We start from the raw sequence: 19,773 nt of genomic DNA on the forward strand, positions 1-19,773 counted from the left end.
GAAGGACGGCTCTCGAAGAACTGCTCTTGAATTGTTCGTGCAACCGTACCTTGCAGAGCGCTGCACTAATGCGCACTCAAACACCACGGATCGGTGCGAATTGTCGAAACCCGGCTTTCCCACTCCGGATTGTCGGCAAACGCGGCGTCGAGCACCGATTTCGCCTGTGCGCACCACGGGTATTCACTCGCCCAGTGCGCGACGTCGACCAGAGCCGGGCCACCGGCGCGTAGATGCTCGTCCGCGGGATGATGCCGCAGGTCCGCAGTGACGTAGACGTCGGCGCCCAGTGCCGCCACCACGTCGAGATACGAGTCGCCGGAACCGCCGCACACCGCCACGGTACGAACGGTCGCTTCTGGATCTCCGGCCGCGCGAACACCCCACTCGGTCGAGGGCAGTGAGCGCGCCACTCGCGCGGTGAATTCCCGCAAGGTTTCGGGGTGGTCGAGCTCACCCAACCGCCCCAGTCCGAGTGAACTGGGGAACGCTGCGAGTTCGAAGACATCGAAGGCCGGTTCCTCGTACGGATGGGAGGCACGCAATGCGCCCAGCACTGCGCTTCGCTTTCCGCGAGGGGCAATCACTTCCACACGATTCTCGCGAACCTGCTCCACAGCGCCGACGGTCCCGATCGTCGGATTCGCTCCGTCGGCGGGCAGGAACTGACCCGTACCGGTGACGGTCCAACTGCACTGGCTGTAGTCACCGATCCGCCCAGCCCCGGCCTCGAAAAGTGCATCCTGCACGGCCGATGCATTCTCCACCGGAACCATGACGACCCACTTGTCGAGCGGCTGCGTCGGCTTGGGTTCGATCGGGCGCAGCACGGTCAGGCCCAGAGCCTGCGCCAACGCGTCGGACACTCCGGGGTCGGCCGAGTCCGCATTGGTGTGCGCCGAGAACAGCGCGCACCCCGCCTTGATGAGCTTGTGAACCAACGCACCTTTGGGTGTGTGAGCACCGACGGTGTCCACCCCACGCAGCAGAAGTGGATGGTGAACGACCAGAAGGTCGGCACCGGAGGCGATGGCGTCGTCGACCACTGCCTCGGTCGGATCCACCGCGAAAACCACTCTCGTCACAGCGTCGGCCGGATCGCCGCAGACCAGGCCGACCGAGTCCCACGATTCCGCCAGGGCCGGCGGATAAGCGGATTCCAGCACGGCTATGACGTCCGCAAGGGTTGGGCCACTCACAAGATCTCCTTCATCGCTTCGATCAGTACCGCAACCTGCTCGGCTGGACGGACGGCCACGCGCAGCCGATCCGGGCCGAGTCCGGGAAAGGTGTCGCACCTGCGGACGGCGATTCCGCGGGCACGCAGGTGCTCTCGCATCGTGGCGCCGTCACGGACATCGATGAGCACGAACGGCCCCGCAGCGGGTTCGTGCACGGCAATCCCGATCTCGGTCAGTCGCCGCGACATGTCTCGGCGGTCCACGGAAATCACGTCGGCTTTGATCCTCGACTGCTCGACGGCAAACGGTTCGCAGCACGCCGTGATGGCCTCGATCTGCAGACTGCCCAATGGCCAGTGGGCTCGGCCGTGACTGAGTCGAGCCAGAAGATCGGGAGAGCCGATCGCGTATCCACACCGCAATCCGGCGAGCGCCCACGTCTTGGTCAGGCTCCGAAGGACCAGTACATCCGCCGACTCGACACCGGCGATGCTCTCCGTTTCGCCGGGGACCGCGTCGCCGAAGGCCTCGTCCACCACCAGGATCCGGCCCGGCTGACGCAATGCCAACACATCGGCCTTGGGGTGAAGCACGGACGTCGGGTTGGTCGGATTGCCCAGAACGACAAGGTCCGCGGATTCGGGTACCTGCGCGGTCCGAAGCTCGAAAGGCGGCTCCAGAATCACTTGAGTCACCGGCACACCGGCCTCTCGCAGTGCCAGTTCCGGCTCGGTGAACGACGGATGGATCAGCGCTGCCGAACGAGCGCCCAGGCGCGGCAGCATCGCGAATCCCTCGGCACCGCCCGAGAGCAACAACACCTCTTCGGGCCGGCGCCCGTGCCGCTGCGCGACCGTTTCGCGAGCCTTCAGTTCCGCTGCGGCCGACGGGTACGAACCAAGCGTCGCCAGCCCTGCGGCCAGCCGATCCCGCAACCACTTCGGCGGGCCGGAGCCTTGAACGTTGACGGCAAAATCGAGTAACCCGGGCTCCGCTTCGACATCGCCGTGATGTCGCAAGCTCTCCAGGTCAACCGTTCCGGTACTCACCCGGTCAGCCTACGGTCGAGCACCGTGCGCGGACATCACCCCTGCCGTCCGGGACAATGAGTGCCGTGACGACACCACCGCTCGACCGTTTTCCGGTAGTTCTTTTCGATCTGGACGGAACCATCACCGATTCCGCTCCCGGCATTCACGGCGGCTTCCGACACGCGTTGGCAACTGTCGGCCATCCGGAGCCGACGGAAGCGATGTTGGCATCGGTGATCGGCCCGCCGATGGTCGACACCTTCAGGTCACTCGGTATGGCCCCGGCGGACGTGGATCGGGCGATCGCCGCGTACATCGAGCGTTACGACGCGACCGGGTGGCAGGAGAACTCGGTGTACGAAGGCATGGACGTCGTCCTGGGTAAGGCTCGCGCGAGCGGCACCCGACTGGCCGTCGCCACCTCCAAGTCGGAGCGATTCGCCATTCGAATCCTCGAGCATTTCGGCCTGGCCGAGCACTTCGAGTTCATCGGCGGCGCGAGTGACGACGGAACTCGTCGGGCTAAACCCGATGTGATCGCGCATTCGCTGACCTCGCTCGGGATCACTCCCGTCCTCGCATCCGACGGCGGAACCCCCGACGTTCTCATGATCGGCGACCGTGATCACGACGTGCTCGGCGCCGCGAAGTACGGCATCCCCACCGTCGTCGTCGAATGGGGCTACGGTTCCGCCGAGGAAGCGCGGCAAGCGTTTCGCTCCGTATCGTCGGCATCCGAACTGGGAGGACTTCTCGATGGCCGCCACTGAACCACTCCACGTGACTGAACCACTCCATGTGACGTTTGTGTGCACCGGCAATATCTGCCGGTCACCGATGGCCGAAAAGATCTTGCTCGCGCATCTGGACCGTGAAGGCCTCGCCGACCGAGTCCGTGTCAGCAGTGCAGGTACCGAGGGGTTTCACACCGGTAGCGAGGCCGACGAGCGGACCAACGTCGTGCTCCGAGCGGCCGGATATCCGACGGGCCACAGCGCCGCGCAGGTCAATGCAGATCATCTCGCCGCCGATCTTGTCGTCGCCCTCGACACCGGGCACGAACGTGAGCTTGCTCATCTCGGCGTGCCCACCGAGCGTCGGCGCCTACTGCGATCGTTCGACCCCGAGGCGGACGGAGAATCGGTTCCGGACCCGTACTACGGGGACCAGGAGGACTTCGAACTGGTGCGAGACCAGATCGAAGCAGCCATTCCCGACATACTCGACTGGATCCGCGAGCGAGCCTGAACCCGGAGCAAAATTCACTCCCGTTCGGGCAACGGATACCGTGGACGTGTGCGAAGACTGAAATTCCTGTTGCGGCCCGGTTGGTTGGTACTGGCAGCTGTGGTCGGGCTCTTCGCCTACCTGTGCTTCACCGTGCTCGCTCCATGGCAACTCGGCAAGAACACCAAGACCGAGCACCGCAATGATCTGATCTCGAACTCGATCAACGCGGAGACCGTGCCGATCGGTGACGTCATCACCGATTCGACGATCGCACCGGACGACGAATGGCGAAACATCACCGCGGCAGGCACCTATCTGCCCGACGCCGATATCCTCGTCCGACTGCAGTCCATCGAGGGCGCGCCGTCCTACGAGATCCTGACGCCTTTCCGCCTGGACGACGGCCGAACGATCCTCGTCAATCGCGGATACGTTCGGCCGATCAACGGCGCCGAGGCACCGCCCATCGCCGCGCCGCCGACCGATCCGGTCACTCTCAACGGTCGCGTGCGTCTGTCGGAAGGCACCGCGCCCGGCCGAGTTCCGATGTTCGAGGACGGCGCGAAACAGGTCTACTCCATCGACCCACAACCTATCGGCGAGTTCATCGGAACGGACCTGATCGACGCGTACATCCAACTCGAACCCGACCAGCCCGGCGGCCTGGGGACGATCCCTCTCCCCCAACTCGATGCAGGCCCCTACCTCTCGTACGGGTTCCAGTGGCTGGCGTTCGGCATCATGGCGCCGCTCGGACTGGCCTACTTCATTCGCGCGGAGTGGCGCGAACGTCGCAAGGAGAAGGCAGCTCAAGCAGCTGTCGACGGTTTCGCAGCGGACGACGCCGCTACCGAGACGACCCCGGAAGCGCCGGTGTCCGCGCCTGCCTCATCCCCCGCCGAACCGGCTCGTGCCTTCAGCCGTCGCAAGAAGCCGGAGCCGGAATCAGTGCCGCTGACGGCGCAGGAAGCCAAACTTGCCGATCGATACGGCAATACCCGCTGAAATACCCGCTGACACCACAACTGCAATGATCTGCACCGCCGACGAAAGCCTCGACGCGCGGCGCAGATCGTTCGGCGTCGGCACAGTCCCGCGGCCGAGGACGGGACGCATCTCCACCCCGTGCGCGTACTCGGTCCGACCACCCAACGAAATGCCCAACGCCCCTGCCGCCGACGCTTCCGCGACGCCCGCATTGGGGCTTGGATGAGCCGCTGCGTCGCGTTTCCACGCTGCCAGTGATTCCTGAACCGAGCCGCCTACCACCGGTGCACACGCAGCCGTCAGCGCACCTGTCAGCCGAGCGGGGACGATGTTGACCAGGTCGTCGAACCTCGCCGCAGCCCACCCGAATCTGCGGTATTTCTCGGAGCGGTAGCCGATCATCGCGTCGAGGGTGTTGGCGGCGCGGTAGACGAACAGACCCGGCACGCCCGCAATTGCACCCCAGAACATTGCACCGACGCTTGCATCCGAGGTGTTTTCGGCGACCGACTCCAGCGCTGCACGCGTGAGGCCCTCCTCGCTCAGTACCGATGGATCGCGTCCACACAGTGAAGGGAGAAGCTCGCGCGCTTTCGTCAGGTCGCGATCGACCTGTGACGCCTCCAATCGAGCGGCCATGTCGATGCCGGTGCGTGCAAGCGACGTCCCGCCGAGCACAGCCCAGGTAGCCATCGCTGTCGTACCCGTGACGGCCACCCAACCGGCCCGGCGCGACACTTTTTCGGCTGCGAGCCCAAGTCCTGCGGTGCCGGCCAAGAGCACGGCAACATGAAGTGTTCCGGCCGCGCGCGAGTCCCGGTAGGACATCTTCTGCAGCGCGATAGCCGCGGTTCCGAAGCCGGCAACCGGATGGAACCGCCCCGGATCGGCGAAGACCCGATCCGCGACGAAGCCGAGGAGAAGCCCGGCAGCTCGCGCATTGAATCGAGACTGGGACGAACGAACCGAAATCTGCACGAGCGTAGTTGTAGCAGCGACGCTCGTTCTCTGGCCAACCGTCACGTGTCTGCACGAGCCGATCTCTACCCGTCCCAGTCGATCGTCAGGTAGATCAAGCGGTGCATTCGGTTGATTTCCCAGACACGGGCAATCCCGGTCGCCAGTGCGTCGCTTTGGGAACGAACCCGGATCGTCTGCCCCGGGAACAACGCAACACTGAGACTGGGCATCTCGGCGATGTGTATGTGCGGACGGGTGGGATGCACGCGCGTCGGGTCGACGGCTACTTCGATCACAGAACTGGACATGCGTCCAGAATGGCGTATTGCGGACAATTCGTTGCCGAAAATGAAAAAACCCCGATCTGCGTCGACGCAGATCGGGGCTTGAATTCTTCGGTGGGCGCGGAGGGTTTCGAACCCCCGACCGCTGGTGTGTAAAACCAGAGCTCTACCACTGAGCTACACGCCCGAACTCCCGGTGAGACCCTCACCGGGAGTGCTCTAAGACTCTAGCGCGGCAAGCGCGTTTGCCCAAAGTCCGTGGTCACGGGCTTCTCCGGGGCCGTTCATCTCGGCAAAACGAATGATTCCGTCTTTGTCGATGACAAAGGTGCCACGATTCGCGAAGCCCAACTTGTCGTTGAACACCTCGTACTTCTGAGCGACCTCACCGTGCGGCCAGAAGTCCGACAGCAAGGGAAATGTGTATCCCTGCTCGGCCGACCAGATCTTGTGAGTCGGCGAAGCACCGACAGAAATCGCGAGAATGGCGGTGTCGTCGTTCTCGAACTTCGGAAGCTCGTCACGGACCTTACAGAGCTCCCCCTGACAAGTCCCGGTGAAGGCCAACGGATAGAAGACCAGCAGAACGTTCTTCTTACCGCGGAAATCTGCGAGCGAAACTTCCTGGTTGTTCTGGTCCTTCAAGGTGAAATCCGGTGCCTGGGCACCAACTTCGAGAGGCATGTGCGATTCCTTGGGAAAGTGCGGAAAGGACCGGGTCAGCGCTTGTTGGCCGGACGAGCCTTCGGCTGAACCAGTCGACTTCCCGACCAGTCACCGAGGTTGGCTGCCGATGTCTGCGTCAGGCCGGCAGTCGGCGCCGATTCGGCGATCTCGCTGGGCTCGACGTGTCCGTCGAGACCGGTCTTGGGAGTGAGAACCCACACGAAGCCTTCGTCGGCGAGGGGCCCGATGGCATCCATCAAGGCATCTACCAGGTCACCGTCCTCGTCGCGCCACCACAGCAGCACGACGTCGATGACCTCGTCGGAATCCTCGTCGAGCATTTCCCCGCCGATGGTTTCCTCAACCGCGGCACGAATGCCGTCGTCGGTATCCTCATCCCAGCCCAGTTCCTGCACCACCATGTCAGTGGTAATCCCGAGTTTCTGAGCGTAGTTCTGGGCATCCGCCGCGGCGACCACGGTGGGGTCCTCCTTTTGTTGATGGTGTGTGGCGACCCCGCACACCTACCGTTTGACGATCAATTAGGGAAAGCGAACATGGTCTGAGGCGTTAGCGCAAGCCGACCACGCCGAAAACTTTCACCAAAGATCGTCTTCTGACACACGGCGAACCTTACGCCTGCGGATTACCGCAGGTCACAGGGATCCACATTCATCGAAGATCGACTTGCGAATCGAATTGCTCGTATCGCTGATCGAATTGATTTCATCCGCCGAATGATCACTCTCGATCACGACTGCAGATGAACGTAGGTTCGCGGCCAATTCGTCGAACAGTCCGGAAAGTTGCGTCGGAAGTTCACTCGCGACCGAGTCGAACCACGAGGCGGTGTCCCTGGCCGACGAAGCAGCAGCGCTTGCTTCGGCTCTCAGGTCGGTCTCACCATGATTTCCGGCGTCGACGTAGGCATTGAACGCAACCACGTCGTTTTTCGATCGAGAGACCGCTTCCTCACAGATCGCGAAAGCTGCCTCTGCCGCATCTGCCGCCGCTTTCGACGAGGACGCGGCGGCCATCGAAATACTCACCTCGGATTGGTATGCAGCCACGTGCGCTTCATTGGGTACTGCCGATCCGGTCACCGCCGCCGAACATCCCACGATCACCGACAGTCCCACTGCGATCGATCCGACCGAGACCCACGCCCCGACCCTGCCGTAATTGATTTCTTTGTTTATTTTTTCCCACCCCTTCATACGTTCCGATCGATCCCCCAAGCCTGTGACTACGGGGAACCATCACACCCCTGCGTCACGCCGAAAAACGCTACCCGAGAGTAACCAGAGGCGAGGTATGCCGGACCGACCGGGATGGTGAAAGATGAGGTACGCGCCATATTCACGATGGAAGTGCGTCGGACCTAACAAGGCCTCGATCACCTATGTAAGGACGCCCCACCACGCGTCCCCAAACCAATGAGGAGCACACGTTGTCTGACCTGATCCAGGGTCCCGCGTCCGGGCAGAACGCCGATTCCGGCGCCGCCGGCGAGTCGGGTTCGCCCGCGTCGAATACGCCGGGGGGAACCGACGGTCGCGTTCGCGTCATTCGCGAAGGTGTTGCGTCGTACCTGCCGGACATCGATCCGGACGAGACCACCGAATGGCTCGAATCATTCGACGGACTTCTGGATCGATCCGGACCCACGCGTGCCCGCTACCTCATGCTCCGCATGCTCGAACGCGCCGGCGAGAAGCACGTCGCACTCCCCGCGCTCACTTCGACCGACTACGTCAACACGATTCCGACCGAAAACGAGCCGTGGTTCCCCGGCGACGAAGAGGTCGAGCGCCGCTATCGCGCCTGGATCCGTTGGAACGCCGCGATCATGGTCCACCGCGCTCAGCGACCGGGCGTCGGCGTCGGCGGTCACATCTCCACCTACGCATCCTCGGCAGCGTTGTACGAGGTCGGCTTCAACCACTTCTTCCGCGGCAAGGACCACCCGGGCGGTGGCGACCACATCTTCATCCAGGGTCACGCCTCCCCCGGCATCTACGCACGCGCCTTCCTCGAGGGCCGCATCCCCGCGGAACAGCTCGACGGATTCCGCCAGGAGAAGTCCCACGCCGACTTCGGCGGCGCACTGCCGTCCTACCCGCACCCGCGGCTGCTTCCCGACTTCTGGGAGTTCCCGACGGTCTCGATGGGCCTCGGCCCGATGAACGCCATCTACCAGGCCCGGTTCAACCACTACCTCAACGACCGCGGCATCAAGGACACCACCGATCAGCACGTGTGGGCGTTCCTCGGCGACGGCGAAATGGACGAGCCCGAGTCACGCGGCCTCGCTCACGTCGCGGCAACCGAAGGCCTCGACAACCTCACGTTCGTGGTGAACTGCAACCTCCAACGCCTCGACGGCCCGGTCCGCGGCAACGGAAAGATCATCCAGGAACTGGAATCGTTCTTCCGCGGTGCCGGCTGGAACGTCATCAAGGTCGTCTGGGGTCGCGAGTGGGATGCGCTGCTGCACGCCGATCGCGACGGCGCACTGGTCAACCTGATGAACGTGACGCCGGACGGTGACTACCAGACGTACAAGGCCAACGACGGCGCGTTCGTACGCGATCACTTCTTCGGACGTGACCCCCGCACCAAGGAACTGGTCAAGGACCTCACAGACCAGGAAATCTGGAACCTCAAGCGCGGTGGCCACGACTACCGCAAGGTCCACGCCGCCTACGCAGCGGCCATGGCACACAAGGGCCAGCCGACGGTCATCCTGGCGCACACCATCAAGGGCTACACCCTCGGTAAGCACTTCGAGGGCCGCAACGCCACGCACCAGATGAAGAAGCTGACGCTGGACGATCTCAAGGCGTTCCGCGACATGCAGCACATCCCGATCTCGGACGCCGAGCTCGAGAAGGATCCGTACCTGCCTCCGTACTACCACCCGGGCGCGGACGCTCCCGAGATCAAGTACATGCTCGACCGTCGTAAAGCACTGGGCGGGTTCCTGCCTTCCCGCAACACCGACGCTGCTCCGCTCAAGCTCCCCGAGGACAAGACGTACGACGTCATCCGCAAGGGTTCGGGCAAGCAGGAAGTCGCCACCACCATGGCGATCGTGCGCATCCTCAAGGAACTGTTGCGCGACAAGGAAATCGGCAAGCGCATCGTGCCGATCATCCCGGACGAGGCTCGCACGTTCGGTATGGACTCGTGGTTCCCGTCGCTGAAGATCTACAACCGCAACGGGCAGCTCTACACGTCCGTCGACGCCGAACTCATGCTCGCCTACAAGGAGAGCCCGATCGGCCAGATCCTGCACGAGGGCATCAACGAGGCCGGTTCGACGGCTTCGTTCACCGCAGTCGGCACGTCGTACGCCACCCACGGTGAACCGATGATTCCGCTGTACATCTTCTACTCGATGTTCGGTTTCCAGCGCACCGGCGACGGCCTGTGGGCGGCTGCCGACCAGATGGCTCGGGGATTCGTTCTCGGCGCCACCGCCGGTCGTACAACTCTGACCGGTGAAGGTCTTCAGCACGCCGACGGACACTCGCTGCTCCTGGCATCCACCAACCCCGCAGCTGTCACGTACGACGCCGCGTTCTCGTACGAGTTGGCGCACATCGTCAAGGACGGCTTGCGCCGCATGTACGGCGGCACCGAGGGCGTCGACGGTTTCGGTGGCGAGAACATCTTCTACTACCTGACCATCTACAACGAGCCGTACGTTCAGCCGGCCGAGCCCGAAGGTCTCGACGTCGAGGGCTTGCTCAAGGGCATCTACCTCTACAAGACGTCCGAAGCAGCCGGCCCGAAGGCACAGATCCTCGTCTCCGGTGTCGCGATGCCCGAGGGGCTGCGCGCGCAGAAGCTGCTTGCCGACGAATGGGGCGTCTCGGCCGACGTCTGGTCGGTCACGTCCTGGGGTGAGCTGCGCCGCGAAGGCGTCGAGTGCGAACGTCAGGCGCTGCTCAATCCGTCCGAGGATGCTCCGGTTCCCTTCGTCACCACGGCGTTGTCGTCGGCCCAAGGCCCTGTCGTCGCGGCTTCGGACTGGATGCGGGCGGTCTCGGACCAGATCCGTCAGTGGGTTCCCGGCGACTACACCACGCTCGGTACGGACGGGTTCGGGTTCTCCGACACACGCACTGCAGCGCGTCGCTACTTCAACGTCGATGCCGAGTCCATCGTCGTTGCCGTGTTGATCGGTTTGGCGAAGGAAGGATCGATCGAGCGGTCGAAGGCCGTCGAAGCAGCGAGCCGATACCGCATCGACGACGTGAATGCTGCTCCCGAGCAGACCGGGGACACCGGTAGCGCCTAAGTCGTAGGGCAACAGTCCCAGCGATCGAAAACAGACCTACGCCCATCGCCGCGGGTGTCATCTCGACATCCGCTGCGGCGATGGGCGTAGGTTTTTCTCATGCCCGAACCTGATCCCGAGAAACCCGAAGAGGGCGTACGCCGCACTCGACCACAGTCGTCCGGGTTGCAGGCTGTACTCGCCCGCCGTCGTCAGGTTCGCGATCCACTTCCAGAAGCCTTGCTCCGCCGCGTCAAACAGTTCTCCGGCCGGCTCTCCACCGAGGCCGTGACCGTGATGGAGGAGCAGCTTCCGTTCTTCGACAGTCTCGACGCTTCGCAACGCGCCGACGTTCAACTGTTGGTGCAGACGTCGGTGGTGAATTTCCTGGAATGGCTGCGGCAACTCGACTCGGAGATCAGCTTCGGATACGAGTCGTTTCCGGTCATCCCTCAGGATCTTGCTCGACAGCTCACGCTGCGCCAGACCGTCGACATGGTCCGGGTGGCGATGGAGTTCTTCGAGAAATGGCTGCCGGCTCTCGCCCGCAACGATCAGCAGCTGATCGCGCTGACAGAAGCCGTCCTGCGCTACGGGCGTGAACTCGGTTTCGCAGCAGCGACGGTGTACGCAAGCGCTGCCGAGTCGCGGGGTGCCCTGGACACGCGACTGGAAGCGCTCGTCGTCGACGCCGTCGTGCAGGGAGACACCGGCTCGGACATGCTCTCTCGCGCCGCCACCTTGAACTGGGATGCCACGGCTCCGGCCACCGTCATCGTCGGGTCTCCCCCGCCGGACGAGCGGGTCTCGGTTGCCGGCACCGTCCACGCGACTGCCGCCGCGCACGGGCGCGCTGTTCTCGCCGTGGTGCAGGGTCCGCGACTGGTGATGATCGTCAGCGGGGAACTGAGTAGCAAGACGGAAGGCAGCCAATTCCTTCAAGACCTGCTCATGAGTTTCGCCGACGAGCCGGTGGTGATCGGCCCGACGACACCCTCGTTGAGCGCAGCGCACTTCAGTGCGTCCGAAGCGCTGGCGGGAATCAAGGCTGTTGCCGGGTGGCGCGGCGCACCTCGTCCCGTTTTCGCGACTGAACTGCTCCCGGAACGGGCACTACTGGGAGACGCCGCTGCCGTGAAGGCTCTTCGCGATTTCCTTGTCGCGCCTTTAGCTGAATCCGGCACAGTCTTGACCGATACTTTAGACAGTTATCTCGACTGTGGAGGTGCGGTTGAGACTTGTGCACGTCTTCTGTTTGTTCATCCAAATACCGTTCGGTACCGCTTGAAGCGAATCGCGGAAGTTACCGGCCGGGATCCAACGAATCCACGCGACGCGTATGTACTACGGATCGCCGCTACCGTGGGCCGATTGACACAAATCGATCTCAAATCGAACAATTCGGTTACTTCAGTCACATCTTTAACATCCGGACAAACAAACCTGTAACCCCTGAGCGTCCAATTTCGATGGCCGAGCGCGACGTGGGATTTTGTGGGAACCCTACAAAACACTTCGCCAGAGTTCATCGCGACCGACATCTCGCAGGTCGCTCGCGGCGGTGTTCTCTTAATAAGTGATTTCGTTGCTCGCCCCGGGACAGGGCTCTCAGACACCCGGCATGCTCAGCCCCTGGCTGGCACTGCCCGGAGCACAAGACCGCCTCGAAGTGTGGTCGAAGGCAGCCGGCCTGGACCTCGTCCGACTCGGCACGACCGCGACCGCCGAAGAAATCACCGACACCTCGGTAACCCAGCCCCTCGTCGTTGCCGCTGCTCTGCTGGCATACGAGGAAATCGAATCACGTGGGCTCCTCGGCGCCGACGTCATCGCTGCCGGCCATTCGGTGGGTGAACTTGCCGCTGCTGCGGTCGCCGGTGTTATCTCCGCTGACGACGCGGTCGCGCTTGCCGCCCTCCGTGGCGCCGAGATGGCCAAGGCTTGTGCGCTCGAGCCCACGGGCATGTCAGCCGTTCTCGGTGGAGACGAAGCCGAAGTGCTCGCACGAATCGAAGAACTCGGGCTGGAAGCAGCCAACCGCAATGCGGCCGGCCAGATCGTGGCGGCCGGACTGCTCACCGCGCTCGAAGAACTCGCAGCAAACGCACCCGAAAAGGCCCGAGTCCGCGCACTACCCGTCGCCGGAGCTTTCCACACCCGCTTCATGGCGCCGGCGCAGGACGCCGTCGCAGCTGCTGCCGCCAAGATCACCCCTTCCGATCCGACGCGCACACTGCTTTCCAACTCGGATGGCGCACCCGTCTCCTCGGGCGCCGACGCCCTCACCAAGCTTGCCGCGCAGGTAACCCGCCCCGTTCGTTGGGACCTCTGCTCCGCGTCGTTGCGGACAGCAGAAGTCAGCGCGATCGTGGAACTCCCGCCGGCCGGAACCCTCGTCGGAATTGCCAAGCGTGAAATGCGTGGCACACCGACGGTGGCCCTCAAGAACCCGGAGGATATCTCCGCACTGTCCGAGCTGACCTAGCTCGGACGCCCACCCGGCCGATCAGCCCGAACGGCGGCCGGACGTTTCACCCCACCTCAATCGATCAAGAAGGGAGCCACACCAGTGGCCCACACTCAGGAAGAAATCATCGCGGAACTCGGCCAGATCGTGGAGGAGGTCACCGGTATCGAGCCTTCCGAGGTCACCGTCGACAAGTCCTTCGTGGACGACCTCGATATCGACTCCCTGTCCATGGTCGAGATCGCCGTTCAGACCGAAGACAAGTACGGCGTGAAGGTCCCCGACGAGGATCTTGCAGGTCTGCGCACCGTCGGCGACATCGTCGCGTACATCCAGAAGCTCGAAGCCGAAGGCGCCGAAGCCAAGAACGCAGAGTGAGCCGACCGTGACTTCCGCTTCTACCCGCAAAGGGAAATTCCCCGACATCGTCGTCACGAGCCTCGCGACGTCGACCTCGGTGGCTGGTGATGTGGATGGCACGTGGAAGGCGCTACTCGCCGGCGAAAGCGGCATCGGAATCCTCGATGACCCGTTCATCGACGAGTTCGACCTTCCCATTCGCATCGGCGGGCACCTGAAGGTTTCACCGGACGAGGGCTTGTCCCGCGTCGAAATTCGACGGATGAGCTGGGTGGAACGCCTTGCCCTCACGTTGAGTCGCACGGTCTGGAGCAACGCCGGCAGCCCTGAAGTCGATCAGGACCGCCTGGCCGTTGTCATCGGCACCGGACTCGGCGGCGGCGACACGCTCATCGACGCCGTCGACAAGCTCCGTGGCGGCGGATACCGCAAGGTGTCCCCGTTCTCGGTGCAGATGGTCATGCCCAACGGACCGGCCGCAACGGTCGGACTCGAACTCGGGGCCCGCGGTGGCGTCATCACTCCGGTGTCGGCATGTTCATCAGGTTCCGAGGCAATTGCTCACGCTCACCGCATGCTTGTCATGGGTGACGCGGACATGGTTGTGGCTGGTGGAGTCGAGAGCTTCATCGACGCCGTTCCGATCGCGAGCTTCGCCATGATGCGTGCGATGAGCACCAACAACGACAATCCGGCCGCAGCTTCACGTCCTTTCGACAAGGACCGCGACGGATTTGTCTTCGGCGAAGCCGGCGCCTTGATGATCCTCGAAACCGAGGAGCACGCAAAGGCACGCGGGGCAACGATTCACGCCCGCCTGCTTGGTTCCGGAATCACTTCGGACGGGTACCACATCGTGGCACCGCATCCGGAAGGCCTGGGCGCGGCGCGAGCCATGACCCGAGCAATCGAGATGGCCGGACTGACGAAGTCCGACATCAAGCACATCAACGCCCACGCCACTGCGACGCCGATCGGTGACATCGCAGAGGCAAAGGCAATCAACGCAGCGGTCGGCAATCACGCTGCGGTGTACGGCCCGAAATCCGCGCTGGGACACTCGATCGGCGCTGTCGGCGCCCTCGAATCAGTCCTCACGGTTCTGGCAGTGCGTGACGGGATCATCCCGCCCACGCTCAATGTTGACAGCCAGGATCCAGAAATCGATCTCGATGTCGTCAAGGGTGAACCCCGAACCGGCTCTTTCGATTTCGCACTGAACAACTCGTTCGGTTTCGGTGGGCACAATGTCGCGCTCGCCTTCGGTCGGGCCTAGCCCGAACCGCGGTTTGCACCTGTCCGCGGGTGTCGTTGCAACACAACGTCACCCGCGGACAACACCGACCTTTCGTTCCACCCAAGGCTCGTACTGAAGGAGGACGCGATGACCATCCTGGCCCCCGTGACAAAGTCCGAATCATCGACAGACCCGCGCGATCCTCTTGCGCGCCTGGAAAATCTGTTCGACCCCGGCACAACAGTGCCGCTCCACGCCCGTGACAAGTCCGGTGTGCTCGCTGCGTCCGGAAACATCGACGGCGTCCGCACCATCGCATACTGCTCCGACGCCACTGTCATGGGTGGCGCCATGGGCGTCGACGGTTGCAAACACCTCGTCAAAGCCATCGATACCGCTATCGAGGAAGAGTCCCCCATCGTGGGCCTCTGGCACTCCGGTGGCGCGCGTCTGGCTGAAGGCGTCGAGGCGCTCCACGCCGTCGGACTGGTCTTCGAGGCCATGGTCCGCGCGTCGGGTCTCATACCTCAAATTTCCGTCGTGCTCGGCTTTGCCGCTGGCGGAGCCGCGTATGGTCCAGCCCTCACCGATGTCGTGATCATGGCGCCGGAAGGCCGAGTGTTCGTCACCGGGCCAGACGTAGTTCGTAGTGTCACCGGCGAACAGGTCGACATGGTGTCACTCGGCGGTCCGGACACACACACCAAGAAGTCGGGTGTCGCGCACATCGCCGCACACGACGAGGCCGACGCATTGCACCGCGCGCGCCGCCTGGTCTCGATGATGTGCGAGCAGGGCGAATTCGATCAGCGGGCAGCGGAACTCGGCGACAGCGATCTGCGCGCCATGATGCCTGCCTCCGCGAAACGCGCGTACGACGTTCGTCCGATCGTTCACGAAATGCTCGACAACGTCGAAGGCGAGTCGAGTTTCGAAGAACTGCAAGGCAATTACGCTCGGAGCATCGTCACCGGTTTCGGCCGGATGGCCGGACGCACCGTTGGCGTCATTGCGAACAACCCACTGCGACTCGGGGGGTGCCTGAACTCCGAAAGTGCAGAGAAGGCCGCTCGGTTCGTGCGACTGTGCAACGCATTCGGCGTGCCGCTCGTGGTCGTCGTCGATGTTCCCGGGTATTTGCCGGGCGTCTCGATGGAGTGGGAAGGCGTTGTCCGACGCGGAGCGAAGTTACTTCACGCCTTCGCCGAGGCAACGGTCCCCCGCGTCACCGTCGTCACTCGAAAGATCTACGGCGGCGCCTACATCGCGATGAACTCGCGAGCACTGGGAGCCACGGCCGTATTCGCTTGGCCCAACTCCGAAGTAGCCGTGATGGGTGCGAAGGCTGCTGTCGGCATCCTGCACAAGCGGGCCCTCGCAGCTGCACCGGACGACGAGCGTGAAGCATTGCACGACCGACTCGCTGCCGAGCACGAGGCAATCGCGGGCGGCGTCGACCGCGCGGTCGAAATCGGCGTCGTCGACGAGGAAATCGACCCGGCGAAGACTCGCAGCATCGTAACCGCTGCCCTCGCGTCTGCACCATCTGTCCGCGCGCGGCACAAGAACATTCCGCTCTGACAACCCTGGACAGCAAGGTGGGCCTCGCCGATACGGCGGGGCCCACCTTTGTCATTCAAGTCTTTGTCGTTCAAGCCGCGAGAGCACTCCGGGTTCAGGATGGACCTCGGTCAGCTGACACGCCTTCGCAGCCATGTCACTTCGGCACCTTCGCCTGAACTCCGGAAGGGTTCGAGTTCCTCGTCCCACGGTGTACCTATCGCCCGATCGATTTCCGCGGCGATGTCTCCACCGGAATTCATGATGGACCGCAGTTTCATCTCCCCTACGACGACATCACCGTTCGCACTGGTGGATCCGCGCCACAGGCCCAGACCGGGCACATGGCTGTACCGTTCGCCGTCGACGCCGTGACTCGGGTCCTCGGTGACCTCGAACCGCAACATCGGCCACGCGCGTAGCGAGTCGACCAGGCGGGCACAGGTTCCGACGGGACCCGTCCAGTCCGTCGTCGCACGCAGAAGCCCGTCGTAGGCAGGCTGTGAGGTCCATCTGAGCTTGGCAGGGCTGTCCAACGTGGCGGACAAAGCCCAATCCACGTGCGGGCACAGCGCCGCGGGCGACGAGTGGATGTAAACCACACCAGTCGTCACGTCCGCGAATTGATTCATTTCGCGCACTCGAGCCTCCTGCTTCGACGAGGGACGTCTTCCCCAACGACCTCTGTCGAGTTCGTGCAGCACGCTCGATTGAACAGTGTGCCTTGTGTTACCCGTGTTGCGCCAGTGGAAGGAGAGAAATTTGTGCTCTACCGCGAAACTTCACCGACCACGCCATCCGACAATTCGGTCCACAAAGGCTTGGCCCAATCACCGAAATCGCGATCGGTAAGCACGACGCACGCAGTATCGATCGTGGGATCGACCCACAGGAACGTCCCGGACTGGCCGAAATGACCGAAGGTAGCGGCCGAGTTCTCGAGACCCGTCCAATGCGGACGCTTGTCGCCCCGAATTTCGAATCCGAGCCCCCAGTCGTTGGGGCGCTGAGAGCCGTAACCCGGAAGAATTCCGTTGAGCCCCGGGAACTGCACAGTTGTCGCCTCTGCGAACGTCTGCGCCGAGACCAGAGTCGGCGAGAGCAGTTCAGCCGCGAACTTGGCCAAGTCGTCTGCCGATGCCTGCGCACCGTGACCGGCCGGACCGACAAGAGCCGCGCTGGTCATCGCCAACGGCGCGAACACAGCCTCGGCCAGATAGTCGGCAAATTCGATCTCGGTCTCCCGGGAAACCAACTCGGCAAGCACCTCGAACCCCGCACTCGAGTAGATCCGCTTCGACGCCACCGGCGCCTGAACAACACGTTCGGCGAATGCCAATCCCGAAGCATGTGCGAGGAGATGACGAACGGTCGACCCCTCAGGCCCGGCCGGCCCATCCAACTCGACCGCCCCCTCCTCCACTGCCACGAGAATCGCGTAGGCGCACAACAGTTTTGTCACCGAAGCCAGGGGGAAAACATGCGCCTGGTCGCCACTGAAACCACGAATGCGGTCGCCCTCACCGGGATTCTTCCCGGAGAGGACGACCGCTGCCGCATTGTCGACCGGCCACTGCTGGATTACGTCGAGACTGTGAGTACTGGGCACCCGATCAGACTACTGGCACAAGAGTTGCGCTTCCGATCACCAGTCAGCTTCGGTGTAGCGGATGACGCCGCGGATGTTCTTGCCATCCAACATGTCCTGGTAGCCGTCGTTCACGCCTTCGAGCGTGTAGGTCCGAGTGACCATGTCGTCGAGGTTCAGCTTGCCTGCCTTGTACATCGCGAGGAGGTTCGGCACGTCCTGGCGAGCGTTGCCACCGCCGAAAATGTTGCCCTGAAGGTCCTTCTGAAGCATCGCCATCAGGAACAGGTTCAGCTTCACATCCATGTCCGTCAGGTGCCCCATTGCGGTGACGACACAACGGCCGGCCTTTGCCGTCAGAATCATCGCTTCTTCGACGTACTCACCCTTCATTTCGCCGACGGTGATGATCGTCTTCTGCGCCATGCGGCCATACGTAGCGTCGATGATCGGCTGAATGGCAGCGGCAGCGCTTTCGAAAGCGTGCGTTGCGCCGAACTTCAGAGCCTGCTCACGCTTCCACGGCACGGGGTCGATGGCAAAGATATACCGGGCGCCCGATGCAACTGCACCCTGTAGCGCACTGATACCGACGCCGCCGACACCCATGATCACAACGTCTTCGCCGGGCTTCACATCGGCGATGTGGGTTGCCGATCCCCAACCGGTCGGGACGCCGCAACCGACGAGTGCGGCAACCTCGAACGGAATATCCTTGTCGATCTTCACCACTGACGACTGGTTCACGACCATGTAGGGCGAGAACGTCCCTAGCAGGCACATCGGGATCACGTTTTCGCCGCGAGCCTGGATTCGGTAGGTACCGTCACTGATGGCCTGGCCGCTGAGGAGGCCCATCCCGAGGTCACACAGGTTCTGATGGCCGGCCGAGCACGCCGGACAGGTTCCACAAGCCGGAATGAAGGACAGAACGACGTGGTCGCCGACCTCCAGACCCTTGACCTCCGGGCCGAGCTTGGTGATGACGCCCGAACCCTCGTGCCCACCCATGACGGGGAACGACGGCATCGGGGTCGCGCCGGTGACGATGTGGTGATCGGAGTGGCACATTCCGGCCGCTTCCATGCGAATCTGAACTTCGCCGGCTACCGGCTCACCGATCTCGATCTCCTCGACGGACCACTTTTCATTGAGGCCCCACAGGATTGCACCCTTGGTCTTCACGTCACTTCACCCTTTCATTCGCACACCCGCATCTATCTCTGTGACCATAGCCACAAATCTGCGAAATTGGAACGTGTTCTAACGAAAGATTTTGCACTGCAGGTCAGACGTCCAAATGACCTGGCACAACCGGCGCGGCAACGACGGAATAATGACCCACTGAGTGGGACAGGCCACACGGGCACCCGAAAGTAGAGCCGCCCCGAAAGCACGCAACCATTCGACTCCACCTCCCACCAATCGGTCGGACACAGAGCAGCGGGTCTGAAACAGGCCTGGGCATGTTCTGGTGCATCTGAGGTTTGACCCCTCAGGTTTTGAATGTGGTGTTCGCCGGCCTCGGTTGCTGCTGCGGGTCGATCGAGGGCGGCGGAATGAACCAGGGTTTGTTGTCGACTCCGATGCGGATTTCCCATTTTCCGACGAACCCGGATTTGCGGTGCATCAACCGGTGGTGCGAACGGCACAGCAGGACCAGGTTGTTCATCACCGTCGGGCCACCGTTGGCCCAGTGCCGGATATGGTGCGCATCCGTCCACGCCGGCACACATGTGCAGCCCGGGAACGCGCAGCCCCTGTCTCGGGCGATCAACGCCACTCGCTGTTCGGCGGTGACCAGCCTCTTTCCTGGTTGCGCATCCAAGGGCGCGCCGTGACCGTCGAGCAGCACAGTGGAGAGGAAACAATCACACCCGAGAAGTCTGGTCTGCGACACCGACAGTGGTCCGAGCCAGGGCATGTGCCCGACATCA

20 protein-coding genes and 1 tRNA gene are annotated in these 19,773 nt (G+C 63.1%); 9 read left to right on the top strand and 12 right to left on the bottom strand.

Annotated elements, in window-relative coordinates; genetic code table 11:
• Positions 1 to 65: 65 nt before the first annotated feature.
• Both ACN50D_RS29790 and cobC read right to left on the bottom strand, forming a co-directional pair.
• Entirely contained in the window at positions 66 to 1,199 is a 1,134-nt protein-coding gene (locus tag ACN50D_RS29790) for a Nif3-like dinuclear metal center hexameric protein (protein ID WP_007735465.1), read from the bottom strand.
• The gene (gene cobC / locus ACN50D_RS29795) at positions 1,196 to 2,230 is read right to left on the bottom strand and encodes an Rv2231c family pyridoxal phosphate-dependent protein CobC (RefSeq protein ID WP_007735466.1); all 1,035 of its coding nucleotides are present in this window, start codon (positions 2,228 to 2,230) and stop codon (positions 1,196 to 1,198) included. Before cobC ends, ACN50D_RS29790 begins: the two co-directional genes overlap by 4 nt.
• A 56-nt stretch (positions 2,231 to 2,286) precedes the next feature.
• On the opposite strand from cobC, the gene ACN50D_RS29800 reads away from it, so the two are divergent.
• The 3 genes from ACN50D_RS29800 to ACN50D_RS29810 are packed head-to-tail and all read left to right on the top strand — an operon-like array spanning position 2,287 to position 4,447.
• Positions 2,287 to 2,982, top strand: coding sequence for an HAD hydrolase-like protein (locus ACN50D_RS29800; RefSeq protein WP_042445748.1), 696 nt, complete (start codon positions 2,287 to 2,289; stop codon positions 2,980 to 2,982).
• Positions 2,969 to 3,460, top strand: coding sequence for a low molecular weight protein-tyrosine-phosphatase (locus ACN50D_RS29805; protein ID WP_007735468.1), 492 nt, complete (start codon positions 2,969 to 2,971; stop codon positions 3,458 to 3,460). Before ACN50D_RS29800 ends, ACN50D_RS29805 begins: the two co-directional genes overlap by 14 nt.
• 48 nt (positions 3,461 to 3,508) lie before the next feature.
• Positions 3,509 to 4,447 (top strand): SURF1 family protein, encoded by a 939-nt coding sequence (locus tag ACN50D_RS29810; RefSeq protein WP_007735469.1) that lies wholly within the window; start codon positions 3,509 to 3,511, stop codon positions 4,445 to 4,447.
• Here the strand turns inward: ACN50D_RS29810 and ACN50D_RS29815 are convergent.
• The 6 genes from ACN50D_RS29815 to ACN50D_RS29840 form a co-directional block, all read right to left on the bottom strand.
• Positions 4,388 to 5,407, bottom strand: coding sequence for a cobalamin biosynthesis protein (locus tag ACN50D_RS29815; protein WP_007735472.1), 1,020 nt, complete (start codon positions 5,405 to 5,407; stop codon positions 4,388 to 4,390). The two genes, ACN50D_RS29810 and ACN50D_RS29815, sit on opposite strands and share 60 nt — an antisense overlap.
• Positions 5,408 to 5,472: 65 nt before the next feature.
• Entirely contained in the window at positions 5,473 to 5,697 is a 225-nt protein-coding gene (locus ACN50D_RS29820; protein ID WP_003941648.1) for a hypothetical protein, read from the bottom strand.
• A 91-nt stretch (positions 5,698 to 5,788) separates the two neighbouring features.
• A tRNA-Val gene (locus ACN50D_RS29825) sits at positions 5,789 to 5,860 on the bottom strand.
• A 32-nt stretch (positions 5,861 to 5,892) separates the two neighbouring features.
• Positions 5,893 to 6,357 (bottom strand): peroxiredoxin, encoded by a 465-nt coding sequence (locus tag ACN50D_RS29830; RefSeq protein ID WP_003941619.1) that lies wholly within the window; start codon positions 6,355 to 6,357, stop codon positions 5,893 to 5,895.
• Between the two features lie 35 nt (positions 6,358 to 6,392).
• Complete coding sequence (locus tag ACN50D_RS29835) at positions 6,393 to 6,818, bottom strand: DUF3052 domain-containing protein (RefSeq protein ID WP_003941575.1); 426 nt, start codon at positions 6,816 to 6,818, stop codon at positions 6,393 to 6,395.
• Between the two features lie 177 nt (positions 6,819 to 6,995).
• Positions 6,996 to 7,556: a hypothetical protein gene (locus tag ACN50D_RS29840; protein ID WP_007735475.1), complete on the bottom strand. Its 561-nt coding sequence runs from the start codon at positions 7,554 to 7,556 to the stop codon at positions 6,996 to 6,998.
• A 233-nt stretch (positions 7,557 to 7,789) separates the two neighbouring features.
• Between ACN50D_RS29840 and aceE the strand changes: the two genes are divergently transcribed.
• From aceE to ACN50D_RS29870, 6 genes are all read left to right on the top strand, one after another.
• Entirely contained in the window at positions 7,790 to 10,645 is a 2,856-nt protein-coding gene (gene aceE, locus ACN50D_RS29845; RefSeq protein ID WP_007735476.1) for a pyruvate dehydrogenase (acetyl-transferring), homodimeric type, read from the top strand.
• Between the two features lie 99 nt (positions 10,646 to 10,744).
• A complete protein-coding gene (locus ACN50D_RS29850) occupies positions 10,745 to 12,073 on the top strand; it encodes a PucR family transcriptional regulator (protein ID WP_003941635.1) in 1,329 nt (442 codons plus the stop codon).
• A 127-nt stretch (positions 12,074 to 12,200) separates the two neighbouring features.
• Positions 12,201 to 13,109 carry an ACP S-malonyltransferase gene (locus ACN50D_RS29855; protein ID WP_064689135.1) on the top strand — a complete coding sequence of 303 codons (909 nt, stop codon included), beginning with the start codon at positions 12,201 to 12,203 and terminating at the stop codon, positions 13,107 to 13,109.
• Between the two features lie 84 nt (positions 13,110 to 13,193).
• Positions 13,194 to 13,469: a meromycolate extension acyl carrier protein AcpM gene (acpM, locus tag ACN50D_RS29860; RefSeq protein WP_003941649.1), complete on the top strand. Its 276-nt coding sequence runs from the start codon at positions 13,194 to 13,196 to the stop codon at positions 13,467 to 13,469.
• A 7-nt stretch (positions 13,470 to 13,476) separates the two neighbouring features.
• Entirely contained in the window at positions 13,477 to 14,727 is a 1,251-nt protein-coding gene (locus ACN50D_RS29865) for a KasA/KasB family beta-ketoacyl-ACP synthase (protein ID WP_003941591.1), read from the top strand.
• Positions 14,728 to 14,835: 108 nt separating this feature from the next.
• Positions 14,836 to 16,269: an acyl-CoA carboxylase subunit beta gene (locus ACN50D_RS29870; RefSeq protein ID WP_003941597.1), complete on the top strand. Its 1,434-nt coding sequence runs from the start codon at positions 14,836 to 14,838 to the stop codon at positions 16,267 to 16,269.
• A 110-nt stretch (positions 16,270 to 16,379) separates the two neighbouring features.
• Here the strand turns inward: ACN50D_RS29870 and ACN50D_RS29875 are convergent, their stop codons facing one another.
• The 4 genes from ACN50D_RS29875 to ACN50D_RS29890 form a co-directional block, all read right to left on the bottom strand.
• Positions 16,380 to 16,889 carry a DUF3145 domain-containing protein gene (locus ACN50D_RS29875; RefSeq protein ID WP_042445731.1) on the bottom strand — a complete coding sequence of 170 codons (510 nt, stop codon included), beginning with the start codon at positions 16,887 to 16,889 and terminating at the stop codon, positions 16,380 to 16,382.
• A gap of 128 nt (positions 16,890 to 17,017) precedes the next feature.
• Positions 17,018 to 17,857: a serine hydrolase domain-containing protein gene (locus ACN50D_RS29880; protein ID WP_007735479.1), complete on the bottom strand. Its 840-nt coding sequence runs from the start codon at positions 17,855 to 17,857 to the stop codon at positions 17,018 to 17,020.
• Positions 17,858 to 17,893: 36 nt separating this feature from the next.
• Positions 17,894 to 19,021, bottom strand: coding sequence for an NDMA-dependent alcohol dehydrogenase (locus ACN50D_RS29885; protein ID WP_003941638.1), 1,128 nt, complete (start codon positions 19,019 to 19,021; stop codon positions 17,894 to 17,896).
• Between the two features lie 310 nt (positions 19,022 to 19,331).
• Positions 19,332 to 19,773, bottom strand: a 442-nt coding sequence (locus tag ACN50D_RS29890; protein ID WP_419970246.1) for an HNH endonuclease signature motif containing protein, incomplete at its 5' end; no start/stop codon positions are given.

The organism is Rhodococcus sp. SB1D, assembly GCF_048573875.1.
Classification (GTDB): domain Bacteria; phylum Actinomycetota; class Actinomycetes; order Mycobacteriales; family Mycobacteriaceae; genus Rhodococcus_F; species Rhodococcus_F qingshengii.

What these genes read in the sequence shown, in the direction of transcription:
- ACN50D_RS29830 (WP_003941619.1), bottom strand. Translation starts at nt 6,357, where the DNA reads ATGCCTCTCGAAGTTGGTGCCCAGGCACCGGATTTCACCTTGAAGGAC.
- ACN50D_RS29820 (WP_003941648.1), bottom strand. Translation starts at nt 5,697, where the DNA reads ATGTCCAGTTCTGTGATCGAAGTAGCCGTCGACCCGACGCGCGTGCAT.
- ACN50D_RS29805 (WP_007735468.1), top strand. Translation starts at nt 2,969, where the DNA reads ATGGCCGCCACTGAACCACTCCACGTGACTGAACCACTCCATGTGACG.
- ACN50D_RS29870 (WP_003941597.1), top strand. Translation starts at nt 14,836, where the DNA reads ATGACCATCCTGGCCCCCGTGACAAAGTCCGAATCATCGACAGACCCG.
- ACN50D_RS29840 (WP_007735475.1), bottom strand. Translation starts at nt 7,556, where the DNA reads ATGAAGGGGTGGGAAAAAATAAACAAAGAAATCAATTACGGCAGGGTC.
- ACN50D_RS29850 (WP_003941635.1), top strand. Translation starts at nt 10,745, where the DNA reads ATGCCCGAACCTGATCCCGAGAAACCCGAAGAGGGCGTACGCCGCACT.
- ACN50D_RS29800 (WP_042445748.1), top strand. Translation starts at nt 2,287, where the DNA reads ATGAGTGCCGTGACGACACCACCGCTCGACCGTTTTCCGGTAGTTCTT.